The 11,200-nt window shown below is 60.9% G+C and carries 10 protein-coding genes and 2 tRNA genes; 4 read left to right on the plus strand and 8 right to left on the minus strand.

The window, feature by feature from the left end; all coding sequences use genetic code 11:
* Positions 1-356: 356 nt before the first annotated feature.
* From X738_RS73340 to X738_RS73365, 6 genes are all read right to left on the minus strand, one after another.
* On the minus strand, positions 357-3,140 hold the full coding sequence (locus X738_RS73340; RefSeq protein WP_023802585.1) for a valine--tRNA ligase: 2,784 nt from the start codon (positions 3,138-3,140) through the stop codon (positions 357-359).
* A 401-nt stretch (positions 3,141-3,541) separates the two neighbouring features.
* A complete protein-coding gene (locus X738_RS73345; RefSeq protein ID WP_023802586.1) occupies positions 3,542-4,471 on the minus strand; it encodes a PopZ family protein in 930 nt (309 codons plus the stop codon).
* A gap of 214 nt (positions 4,472-4,685) precedes the next feature.
* Positions 4,686-6,092, minus strand: coding sequence for a TolC family outer membrane protein (locus tag X738_RS73350; protein ID WP_023802587.1), 1,407 nt, complete (start codon positions 6,090-6,092; stop codon positions 4,686-4,688).
* Positions 6,093-6,278: 186 nt separating this feature from the next.
* Entirely contained in the window at positions 6,279-6,947 is a 669-nt protein-coding gene (locus X738_RS73355; protein ID WP_023802588.1) for a protein-L-isoaspartate O-methyltransferase family protein, read from the minus strand.
* A gap of 137 nt (positions 6,948-7,084) precedes the next feature.
* Positions 7,085-7,158: transfer RNA gene (locus X738_RS73360), tRNA-Cys, on the minus strand.
* A gap of 328 nt (positions 7,159-7,486) precedes the next feature.
* Entirely contained in the window at positions 7,487-7,747 is a 261-nt protein-coding gene (locus X738_RS73365) for a hypothetical protein (protein WP_023802589.1), read from the minus strand.
* Positions 7,748-7,968: 221 nt separating this feature from the next.
* On the opposite strand from X738_RS73365, the gene X738_RS73370 reads away from it, so the two are divergent.
* Both X738_RS73370 and X738_RS73375 read left to right on the plus strand, forming a co-directional pair.
* A tRNA-Asn gene (locus X738_RS73370) sits at positions 7,969-8,043 on the plus strand.
* Between the two features lie 228 nt (positions 8,044-8,271).
* The gene (locus X738_RS73375; protein ID WP_023802590.1) at positions 8,272-8,655 is read left to right on the plus strand and encodes a hypothetical protein; all 384 of its coding nucleotides are present in this window, start codon (positions 8,272-8,274) and stop codon (positions 8,653-8,655) included.
* 51 nt (positions 8,656-8,706) lie between these two features.
* Here the strand turns inward: X738_RS73375 and X738_RS73380 are convergent, their stop codons facing one another.
* Positions 8,707-9,600, minus strand: a complete 894-nt coding sequence (locus X738_RS73380; RefSeq protein ID WP_023802591.1) for a DUF4238 domain-containing protein — start codon at positions 9,598-9,600, stop codon at positions 8,707-8,709.
* Positions 9,601-9,848: 248 nt separating this feature from the next.
* Here X738_RS73380 and X738_RS86380 point away from each other — a divergent pair, with 248 nt between their 5' ends.
* Both X738_RS86380 and X738_RS87590 read left to right on the plus strand, forming a co-directional pair.
* Positions 9,849-10,220: a hypothetical protein gene (locus tag X738_RS86380; RefSeq protein ID WP_198032897.1), complete on the plus strand. Its 372-nt coding sequence runs from the start codon at positions 9,849-9,851 to the stop codon at positions 10,218-10,220.
* Positions 10,221-10,598: 378 nt separating this feature from the next.
* Positions 10,599-10,733, plus strand: a complete 135-nt coding sequence (locus X738_RS87590; protein ID WP_023802594.1) for a ribbon-helix-helix protein, CopG family — start codon at positions 10,599-10,601, stop codon at positions 10,731-10,733.
* 57 nt (positions 10,734-10,790) lie between these two features.
* On the opposite strand, the gene X738_RS86690 is transcribed toward X738_RS87590, so the two are convergent.
* A partial coding sequence (locus X738_RS86690; protein WP_210163896.1) for a hypothetical protein occupies positions 10,791-11,200 on the minus strand: 410 nt, incomplete at its 5' end.

Below are 11,200 nucleotides of genomic sequence, written 5' to 3' on the forward strand. Positions count from 1 at the left end.
CATGTACGCCTTCGCCGACCGCATTTCAGACAGAGTGACAGCTTCACCGCAGCGCCGGAAAATGGCCCGTTTGGCTGCAAATCGAGCAAAAAACTCGGAAAACGCCCCCGGACGGCGCAAAAACCGCCCGTTTTGCGAAGACGACGCCCCATTGTCACATTATGGCAACAATGGGGCTAAAACATTCCGTTTACGTCAAGATTTACCCTGCGGAATGCCTATTTTTCGTGCAGGAAACCGCCCGAAAAGCGCGTTCACAGAACTCGCGAATCCTGAGCATCAGGCGCCCAAGAAGCGGAAGCCGGTTTGGCAAATCCGCTCCTCCGCCAATTCGGTTCTCAAATACCACAGATGGGTCAACCGGCGTCGCGCACGCGTGTCAGCGCCACCGAAAGCTTCTCTTGCGCCTCGCGATACTCGGCGAGTTTTTCGCGCTCGGCTTCGACGACATCTTCCGGCGCGTTGGCGACGAATTTGTCATTGGACAGCTTCTTGTGCAGGCGGGCGATCTCTTCGGTCACCTTGACCAATTCCTTCTGTAGCCGCGCCGCCTCGGCGGCAAGGTCGATCAGGCTGCCGAGCGGCAGGCAGATGGTGGCCTCGTTGAGCACGATCTGGGCGGAGCCCTTGGGCGCCGTATCGACAAGCGAGATGTCGCCGACCCGCGCCAGTCGCTTGACGGCCGATGCCTGACGCTCAAGCCTTTCGCGGGTTGCGGTATTGGCGCCGATCACCATCAGCGGCGCGATCGCCGCCGGCGGCACGTTCATTTCCGAACGCACGGAACGGATGCCTGAGACCAGGTCGATCAGCCAGTTGATGTCGGCGGCCGCTGCCTCGTCCTCGAAGTCGGGCGACGGCCACGCGGCATGGCAAAGCAGCGACGGCCGTTCCTTGCCCTCACCCGATGTCTCAGCCCACAGCTCTTCGGTCATGAACGGCATCATCGGATGCAGCAACTTGTAGATCTCGTCGAGCACGAAGGCGACGCAAGCCCGGCTCTCGGCCTTGGCAGCCTCGTCCGCGCCCATGAAGACCGGCTTCAGCAGTTCCAGGTACCAGTCGCAGAACAGGTTCCAGACGAAGCGGTAGGCAGCAGTCGCAGCCTCGTTGAACCGGTATGAGGTGATGCCGTCGGTGATTTCGCGCGCCGCGCGTGTCAGTTCGGTCAGGATCCAGCGGTTGACCGCCAGCTTGGCGTCGTTCAGCCAGAAATCGTCGTTTCTCGCGACGTCGTTCATCTCGGCAAAACGCGTCGCGTTCCACAGCTTGGTGCCAAAATTGCGGTAGCCGGCGATACGAGCAGGATCGAGCTTCACGTCACGCCCTTGCGCGGCCATCACCGTCAGCGTGAAGCGCAGTGCGTCGGCGCCATATTCGTCGATGAGATCGAGCGGGTCGATGACGTTGCCTTTCGACTTCGACATCTTCTGCCCGTTCTTGTCGCGCACCAGCGCATGGACATAGACGGTGTGGAACGGCTCCTCCCCCATGAAATGCAGGCCCATCATCATCATGCGAGCGACCCAGAAGAAGATGATGTCGAAGCCGGTTACCAGCACGTCGGTCTGGTAGTGGGTCTTCAGCTCCGGCGTCTGGTCCGGCCAGCCGAGCGTCGAGAACGGCCACAGCGCCGACGAAAACCATGTGTCGAGCACATCCTCGTCGCGGATCAGGATTTCGCCCGGCTTGAAATTCTCGAGTTTGTCCTCGACCCAGGCCTTCCACGGCCCTTCCAGCGCCAGATAATATTCGATTGCGGCGGCGAGCGCCTCCTCCTCGGTCTTCTCGACGAAGATGCGTCCGTCCGGCCCGTACCAGGCCGGGATTTGGTGTCCCCACCAGAGTTGGCGCGAAATGCACCAGGGCTGGATGTTCTCCATCCAGTCGAAATAAGTCTTCTCCCAGTTTTTCGGCACGAACCTGGTGCGGCCTTCGCGCACGGATGCGATCGCCGGCTTGGCGAGTTCCGCCGCGTTCGCATACCATTGTTCGGTCAGGAACGGTTCGATCGGCACGCCGCCGCGATCGCCATGCGGCACGGCATGGCGATGCGGCTCGACCTTTTCGAGGAAGCCGCCCGCCTCCATCAGTTCGACGATCTTCTTGCGCGCGACGAAACGATCGAGGCCGTTGAGTTCATCCCAGACGGCCTGACGCTCGGGCGTTACCTCCAGCCCGGCGAGAAACTCGTCATTGTCGGTGAGGGCGACCGCCGCCTCGACGGTAAGGATATTGATGGCCGGCAGCTTGTGGCGCCTGCCGACCTCGAAGTCGTTGAAGTCGTGCGCCGGCGTGATCTTGACTGCGCCGCTGCCTTTCTCCGGATCGGAATATTGGTCCGCCACCACCGGGATCTTGCGACCGACGATCGGCAGGACGAGGTTCTTGCCGACCAGATGCCGAAAACGCTCGTCGTCGGGATGCACGGCCACAGCCGTATCGCCCAGCATCGTCTCGGGCCGCGTCGTCGCCACGGTGATGAAGGTTTTTGGATTTTCCGGATCGAAAACTTCGCCCTCGACGGGGTAGCGGAAATGCCAGAGATTGCCGTTGACCTCCTGCTGTTCGACCTCGAGGTCGGAAATTGCAGTCAACAGCTTCGGGTCCCAGTTCACAAGGCGCTTGTCCTTGTAGATCAGGCCCTCCTTGTAGAGGGTGACAAACACTTCGAGCACCGCCCTGGACAGACCCTCGTCCATGGTGAAACGCTCTCGGCTCCAGTCGGCCGAGGCCCCCAGCCGCTTCAGCTGGTTGAAGATCGCGCCGCCGGATTCGGCCTTCCACTCCCAGACCTTTTCGATGAACTCATCGCGCGTCAGGTCGCGGCGGTGGATCTGCTTCTCCATAAGCTGGCGCTCGACCACCATCTGGGTGGCGATGCCGGCGTGGTCCATGCCGGGCTGCCACAGCACGTTCTTGCCGCGCATGCGCTCGAAGCGCACCAGAATGTCCTGCAGCGTGTTGTTGAGCGCATGGCCCATATGCAGCGAGCCGGTGACGTTCGGCGGCGGGATGACGATGGTGAAGGCTTCCGCGCCCTCCTCGGCGCGTGCGCCGGCACGAAACGCGTCGGCCTCCTCCCAGACTTTGGCGATCTTCGGCTCGACGATTTTTGCGTCGTAGGTTTTTTCGAGCATGGAAAGGCGTCCGGGCTGTCGGGTTTTTGCTGGTCCGGTGTAAATCGGAAGGTTTTGGCCAAGTCAACCGCAAGCGAGCGGCAGACGGCCATGCCAGCAAATAGCGCCGGGCAGCAAATAGCGCCTGGGCAGATCGGGGCAACTTGCAGAAGTGAGTGTCGCAGGGCAATCGCTTTGAGGTTTGCGCTGCCCCTCATTGCCCTGCCGGGCATTTCTCCCCGTATAGTGACAGGGAGAAAGACGCCTTCGCAAAAGATTTCGCCAACCTTGAGCGTTGCAGGAAGGGTGCCCGGGCTGCGGCCAGCTCCTTCTCCCCGCCCCTAAACCGGGAGAAGATGCCGGCAGGCAGATGAGGGGCGGCGCCGACTTCGATAATTGGCCAGTCGAGCGCTTGGAAGCAGTTATTGCGCGCCGCGCGCTACACGTTCGATCTCTTCGCGCACCAGCCGCTCGACCAGCGTCGGCAGATTGTTGTCCAGCCAGTCCTGCAGCATGGGCCTCAGCATCTCCTCGGCCATCTCATCGAAGGTTTTCTTGCTGCGGCTGGCGAACGCATCGGAAAGCTCGCCGAAGGCGGCGGCAACTTGCCGGCCGGTATGTTCGGAAAGTATCGCCGGACGAGCGGACGGTGGCTCGCTCGTCGCCGGGCGCGCCAACCCGCTTCGCGACGGGGCCGGCTCGAAAGCAGATTCGGCCGCGTCCTCGATAATTTCGGCCTTCGGTTCGGAATCCGGCGTCTGTCGCAGCTCAGCCCTGTCTGGGGCCCTGTCCGGCTTGGCCACGGTCTTCGCTTCGCTAATTGCGGCGATATCACGCCGCCACCCGGCAACGATACTGTCGGTCGTCTCCGCAACCCTTGCCGTCGCAGGCGCATCCGGCCCCGGCTTGGCGACCGGGGCCGCTTCGGCCGCGACCCTGTCACCAGCAAGCGTCACGGGCGATTTGACCGGAGCCGAATCGGAACGCACCGGCGGCTCCCCGCGCGCGATGACAGGCTCGACGGCCGACGGTTGCGCCTGCACCTCGGTCAGCGTGGCCGGCCTCCTGGCGTCGAATCCCGGACGCAACTCGGCGCGAAACGCACTCACCTCAGGCGGCGCCCTGCCTGCCGCTGGTGGCGCCACGCCTACCTCCGGCGGCGCCACGCCTGCCGCCGGTGCCGGCATAGCTACCGCCGGTGCCGGCACGGCTACCGACGTCAGATCCTGCAGCAGGTCGTCCGTTTCGTCCGGCTGCTTGCGGCCGGTGTCGTTGTCCTCGATGATCCTCCTTATGGAAGCCAGTATCTCCTCCATGGAAGGTTCGCGCTGTACGCTGCTTGCCGTCGCCATCGTCACATCCGCCGCCCTTGTGACTCGTTGCAGATTTCCTGTCCGGCCAAAGCCGGATTCGAATCATGGCGACAGCCTAACCCACGGATCGACTTACGAGAATCCCCAATCTGAGGGCATGTTGGATTTCAACAGATTAGAGCCCGCGCGTCCTTTTTTGGACGCGCGGGCTAAATAGCTTGAAACTGGACGGAAGTTGAAACTGGTGAGGTGATCAGCGGCCGTCTGGCGTGCGCAGGCCGAACCACTTGTCCTTGACCGCATTGTAATGTTCTTCGGGCTTGTATTTCACCACCTGAAGGGCGAGACGCTCGACCGAAAGACGACCGACAGCAGACAGGATGGCATAGCTCGCCACCACCAAATCGCGTTCGGCGCTGGCCTGGTTGATCTTGGCGGTGATGAGCGTGGCCTGGGCGTTGAGAACGTCGAGCGTGGTGCGCTGGCCGACATTGCGCTCCTCGATGACGCCGCTCAGGGCAAGCTGCGCGGCGGCGATCACCTGCCTGTTGGCCACCACGGTTTGCTGGGCGGCGATATATTGCGTCCACGCCGAGGTCACGGCCTGCCGCACGGTGTCGCGGCTGACATCGACCTCGATCCGGGCCTGGCTGAGCGATTCCTTGTTCTGACGCACTATCGCCGACGTCCGCCCGCCCGAATAGATCGGTATGGTCAAGGTGGCACCGATGTTGGCCGTATTGGTTGTGCCATCCTGATCGCTGAGAGGATCGGATCTGCGATAGGCACTGGAAACGCCGGCGGAAGCCGAAAGCTGCGGCAGCAGCGCGCCTTCGGCTGATTTCACCGAAAACGCCGCCGCGTCGACCAGATGCTGGGTAGCGAGGATGGCCGGGTGCTCAACGGATGCGATCGCGATCGCCGCATCGAGATTCGACGGCAACAATTTCGCCAGCGGCGAAGCGGCCCTGAGCCTGCCGGGGTCGTCGCCGACGATCTGGCGATAGGTCGCAGCGCTCGCCAGCGCCTGCGCGCGGGCGGCGGCCAGTTCCGCCACGGCGGAAGAGCGCTCGGCATCGGCCTGTGCGACGTCGGTGCGGGTGCCTTCGCCGACCTCGAAGCGCGAACGCGCTGCGCGCGCCTGCTCGGTCAGGAACTGCAGGTTCTGCTCCGTCAGCACCGCCACTTGGCGGTCGCGAATCACGTCCATGTAGGCGCTTGCCGCATTGAACAGGATGTTCTCTTCGGTGTTGCGCAGGCTCTCGAACGAGGCGCGGACCTGCGCTTCGGCGGCGGCGACGTTGTTCCTGGTCTGAAAGCCGTCGAACAGGGTCTGGTCGATCTGGACGCCAAAGTTGCCGGTGGTTATCGCGATTTTTCCGTTCTGCCCGGGCACGTTGGGCTCATTTCTACGGGCATCGAAATGGCCCCTGGAGTAGTCGATGTTCGCGGAACCGGTGATGGTCGGGCGCCAGCCGGACTTGGCGATGGCAACGCCCTCATCGGTGACGCGGACGCCGGCGCGGGCCGAATTGAGCTGGGAATTGTTCTGATAGGCTTTTGAAAGTGCACCGAGAATGGTTTCCGCCGAGGCGCCTAGCGGAGAAAGCGCGGTCGCCGAAAGGAAGGCGACAAAAAGACTCTTTCGTAAAGACGGCACGTTATTCCCTCATTCGTTTTGCATGGGAACCACACCGCGCCGGCTTCTCCCATTCGAGCAGCCGGCGCCGTGTGTTTCAGGTTCCCTGCTGTCTGCCCCCAAAAGAACACCCCGGTTGTGCGGATCAGCAACAATTGTTCAAGCGCAAGCGAACATGACAACGGCTTTGCTGCAAGCCAAAATCACTCAGAACTCGAACGCACGAATACGATCGAATCCCGGTAGTGGCTTAATTGCCGCATTAAAGGCGCCTCTTCCGGTTACGACCCCCCCTTTTTTCAGGAACAATCGGGCCACACCCGAATTCCCCTGCCCTTCGACGGCGACGAGCCGACCGCCTTCGGCAAGCTGGTCGAGCAACGGTTCCGGCACTTTCTCCACGCTGCCGCCGATGAAAATGACGTCGTAGGGCGCTCCCGCGGCATGCCCTTCCGGCAGCGGTCCCTTGACCACGCTGACATTGTCGCAGCCCAGCGCCGAAAGCGTCGACATCGCAGTCTCGGCCAATGCCGCATCGCTTTCGAGCGCAACGACGGACTTTGCCAGCCGCGACAGGATCGCCGCCGCATAGCCGGTGCCGCAGCCGACATCGAGCGCCGAATCGCCAGGGCCGATCTCGGCCAGTTGCATCAGCTTGGCCAGCGGCGAAGGCTCCATGAGATAGCGCGGGCCGTCCGCGGTATTGGCAATGCGGATGTCCTCGTCGATATAGGCCAGATCGCGCTGATCGGGGGCGACAAAGGCCTCGCGCGGCACGACAAGCATCGCCTCGAGCAGCGGCGCGCTGGTTACGTCGGTGGTGCGGACCTGGCCGTCGACCATTTTTACTCGACGTTCGGCAAAATCAGCGCTCATGTTCCAACCAATCCGCCCAAGACCAACCTGTTCAAGATCAATCCGCCCAAGATCGATCCGCTTGCCGCGCCAAGACCGCGGCTCATGTCGACTGGAACTCAAGCCCCCGGGCGCTGGTGCGCGGGAGCTTGGGCATTTGGAGGCCTCGCCCGGAATCGAACCGGGGTGCAAGGATTTGCAGTCCTCTGCGTAACCACTCCGCCACGAGGCCTCATTGCTCCCGGCGTTCCACCCGGTTCCAATAGGTTGCGGCGAAAATGCCGTCAAGCGGCCATGGTGCATTCCCGACGGTTTCCCCTCGGCCACGATGCCACGCGTCGAGCCAACGACACGCATGCTCCGAGAACCGGAGCGCAGCGGACATCAGAGCGCTGCGCTTCCAATTGGACGCGCGGCGCCGTAGGTAAGCGCAGAACCGCCATCATCTGGCCGTCGGAGCAGAATTTCCAAACAAGGCTCTCAGCCAGTCCGGGCATTTAGCCAAGTCGCCGGAAAGACGCCTTCGCAGGGCTTGCCGGCTTGCGAAGTCGGTACAGCCGTCAGTTCGGCCGCCGCCGCCGCTCCCACCACACGACGAGGCGGCGCCGGTGGCGACGCACCACGGCAAACTCGTAGGAGAGCACAAGCAATCCGATCGGCACCATCCAGAAGCCCAGGATCGGCAGAAAGCCGAGAATGCCGCCGAAGATCAGCACGACGCCGATTGCAATCCTGAGGCCGCGCGAGCGCGGCATGGTGAACTCACGGCCGAAGACCGATATTTTTCGTGCCGGTGGGTGGTTGTGGCTTGCTGCGCTCATGTCTGGTCAGTGGTCCGTTCGGGCAAACTAAAAGCACTAGCTGACGAAAGCCGCAACCGCCTTTTCGGTTCCGCGCACCCCGCCAGACGGCTCATATGAGGACGCACGCACATGATTGCCAGAAACCGTGGCGCGAAAAAGCGCCGAAAAATACGAAATGCTTCTTTGCAAAGCCGAAACGGGTTTGCTATAGGCTGCGCCACTCACATGAGAGCCTCTGTTCCCCGGTAGCTCAGTGGTAGAGCAACCGGCTGTTAACCGGTTGGTCGCTGGTTCGAATCCGGCCCGGGGAGCCAACAATTCCAAATACTTAGCTGAATTTAATTGAGACTCATAAAGCCCGCCCTCAGGGCGATGGCAACAAATTGGCAACAGTTGGCAAGGATTCGGTGCGACAGCGATGCCCCGTTGATTTCCAAGGGTTTCCTGCGACTATCGGCTAGGTCCATGCGAACGACGCGAGTCATGACTGGCGACTTATGAACTCTCTTCCACCAGCAAACCCGTCTGCGCTCGGACTTCATATGACGTCCAAACAGTTGGCCGGCCTTCTGGTGTGGCTCAATGAACAACAGGAAATAGTGGAGAGGGCATGGATATTCGGGTCGCGGTTCTCAGGCCGGCGGCGTGAAAAAGATACGCCCGGCGAGCCGGACGTTGACCTTGCAGTTGAACTTCGGCTCGGCACCGACGATAAACCCGACCTTTGGCTGTTCGAATTGCGTGATCGCTTGGGCGAGTTCCTTGTTAAGAACGGTACCGCCCTAGATCTCAGTTCAAACGAGGGGGAGCCGAACTTTGTCCACTTGGAATTCTGCTTAGAAGGATGGAAGGTCACTAGGTATGTGGCCGAGGGCGCGGCACTGATTTACCCCCTCGATGGAATGGAAAAGCTCGCCGCCGACTAGCGCTCGTCCGGTTCTTTATGCCAGTCGCCTCGACTCGTATTTCGTGCAAGATCAAATGTCGCGCATCGGGGGGACTATTTGAGCACCGGTGAATGCGGCAAGGGACGATGTAAGCGCGCCGGAGCGTGAAGCTATCATATTGCTTTTCGCTGCGGCGGCCTGGTTCAGCCGCCTCACCTCCTGGCCATCAGAAAGACTTCGAAAGAGCGTTGCTCGACCTCTTCCTGTCCAAACCAGCGAGACCTCGGAGGAAATAGGGAACCACCATTCAACGGTGGGGTCGGTGAGTGCCGCTCGGCTTGGAAAATTGAGTTTGTAGACCGGATAACTCGATATGATGAAGGCCTTCTTCGGGTTCGAGATCTTCACGATGCAGAGGTTCATTGATTCGACGGTATCGACAATTGACGCATTCCCTTTGGAAATTACGTCGCGCCGGACGTTCTGGAGCATTCGCCTCCACGTCTCCTCCCTTCCGAAGTATTCCCTTTCATGATCATCGAGCGGGCGGTATCGGGTTTCGAACTCGCGAAGTACCTTCTCGCCATCGATCCGGAACGTTGCAAGGCTGGAGAACTGCCTAAAATTGTCCGGCACCCGCTTCCACTGGTAGTAGGTATAGATCGCAAGCAACTGACGTTCGTTTGAATGCAGTGCGACGCCACGGTTATGTTTCGCCGTCTCCACGATGCGCGCTATCAGCGGCGCTACAATTCCCTCCAGATGGGCAAAGGCGAGCTCAAGGTCGACGTTTTTAGACAGATCTTTTTCAAATGAGGTGTAAAGCTGTCGTTCAAAGAACACCTTACCAGGTGGATTCTGGAACACCCCCCGGGCAAGCGTTCGCCGATCAAAGACGTGCAAAGCGCCAGCATCGTCAACGAAGTTTCGGAGAAGAAACTGCGGCACGAAATGATGGTCGGCTGGCAGCTTGTTCTTGGCCATACCTCGGTAAGTAGCAGGCGAACAAAAAGCCCGCCACCGTGAGGCAGCGGGCTTGCTGGTGTGCGGGTTAGTGCTTGTCGCTGCTGCCGCGGGCATTCCAACGCTTCTCGGCTTCCGCCCATGTGTCTGCAGTCGGGCCCTGTGCGCCGCAGCGCTCGCACTTGACGTGATAGTCGTCGCCGTTGAAATGCTCGACCTGGAGATCGCGGCTNAGGCGGCCCCTGTGCGCCGCAGCGCTCGCACTTGACGTGATAGTCGTCGCCGTTGAAATGCTCGACCTGGAGATCGCGGCTGTTGTCGAATGGGCATTCGCGAAGGCGGGTTGTCATCGGGTTGGTTTCCGTTCAATCGCGATCGGTGCGGCGCTCATATTCCCCGTTCCCTCTTCCAGTCCATCTCGTTTGCTCACACCGGGTTCTGACAAAATCCCTGATCGATTGGCGATCTTCGCCTCGGGCGCACATCTCTCTGACAGTGGAGATGATCGCAATAAATTCTATCCTCAATCGGTGCGCCTCTTCCGGCGGCAGCTGCAGCAGCAATGCGTCGAGACTTTTTTTGCCCGTAGATGGGATCGCGTCAGCGACAGACGGCGCTGCGGTCGCGTCGATGATCGTTGAAGCGGCAGCCAAGGCCGCCGCCACGGCAGCGACGGTTGAAGTAGCCGCGAGGCCAAGCAGAAGCGGCGGCGGNACAGACGGCGCTGCGGTCGCGTCGATGATCGTTGAAGCGGCAGCCAAGGCCGCCGCCACGGCAGCGACGGTTGAAGTAGCCGCGAGGCCAAGCAGAAGCGGCGGCGGTTGACATCGGGCATGCCTTCGGCGGCAGCCCGAACAAGGGTGTTCGGCATCGGATCTTCTCCAATTCGGTTGTGTGTGAGGCTCTAGCGCTTCCGCAAGAACGGGAATTCTGATATCAGAGTTTTTATGCCAAAGCAAGAAACCGTGATATCAAAGAAACGGCGCGGCCCGGCCCCAACCGGAAAGGGTGTGCCGATCATGGTCCGCCTTCAACCGGACATGCTGGCGGGCGTCGATCAATTTGTTGCCGAGCATGATGTTTCGCGACCTGAAGCCGTCCGATTGATCATCCGTGACTGGTTGATCAGACACCAGGTACTGAGAGCCGAGTGAAACCCTGGGCGATCCCGCAAGGCCCCCGGCTTTGCGGGTTTGCTAATCCCCGCCCGATCAGGACGCTTCCTGCACTTCCTCGACTTGTGGCGTCACGGGTGCAGGATTAATGACGTAGGTGTTCGAGGTCAGGTCGCTAGTAGATCGGATGATGATGCCGTCGTCTCTTAATCGGACAAACGTTGCCCTCCCGATACGCATGGGCTTGCCTTTGGCATCTGCGGCTGTGACTTTGTTCGACCAGGGAACGTGAGTGATGGTGTCAACGCGCTTGAGAAAGCGCTTTTCCGTCTCGGTCAACTCGATCACGCGCGTTCCTCCATATCGTTGGCAGCGTTTGGTTGGCCGGTAACGCCGATGATGTGACTCCGTTCCAAGGACCCAAAGGCAGACAGGCGCATGGTCGCTGCCTATGTCGAGAAACTCACAGTGGACGACCTTGAGGCTAAGGGCTTCCTGCCGAAAGG

Origin of the sequence: Mesorhizobium sp. L48C026A00 (assembly GCF_000502375.1) — a bacterium.
GTDB classification, from domain to species: Bacteria; Pseudomonadota; Alphaproteobacteria; order Rhizobiales; family Rhizobiaceae; genus Mesorhizobium; species Mesorhizobium muleiense.

Coding starts and splice junctions, on each gene's coding strand:
- X738_RS73365 (WP_023802589.1), bottom strand. CDS start 7,747: ATGAGCGCAGCAAGCCACAACCACCCACCGGCACGAAAAATATCGGTC.
- X738_RS73355 (WP_023802588.1), bottom strand. CDS start 6,947: ATGAGCGCTGATTTTGCCGAACGTCGAGTAAAAATGGTCGACGGCCAG.
- X738_RS73375 (WP_023802590.1), top strand. CDS start 8,272: ATGACGTCCAAACAGTTGGCCGGCCTTCTGGTGTGGCTCAATGAACAA.
- X738_RS87590 (WP_023802594.1), top strand. CDS start 10,599: ATGGTCCGCCTTCAACCGGACATGCTGGCGGGCGTCGATCAATTTGTT.
- X738_RS73345 (WP_023802586.1), bottom strand. CDS start 4,471: ATGGCGACGGCAAGCAGCGTACAGCGCGAACCTTCCATGGAGGAGATA.
- X738_RS73380 (WP_023802591.1), bottom strand. CDS start 9,600: ATGGCCAAGAACAAGCTGCCAGCCGACCATCATTTCGTGCCGCAGTTT.
- X738_RS73340 (WP_023802585.1), bottom strand. CDS start 3,140: ATGCTCGAAAAAACCTACGACGCAAAAATCGTCGAGCCGAAGATCGCC.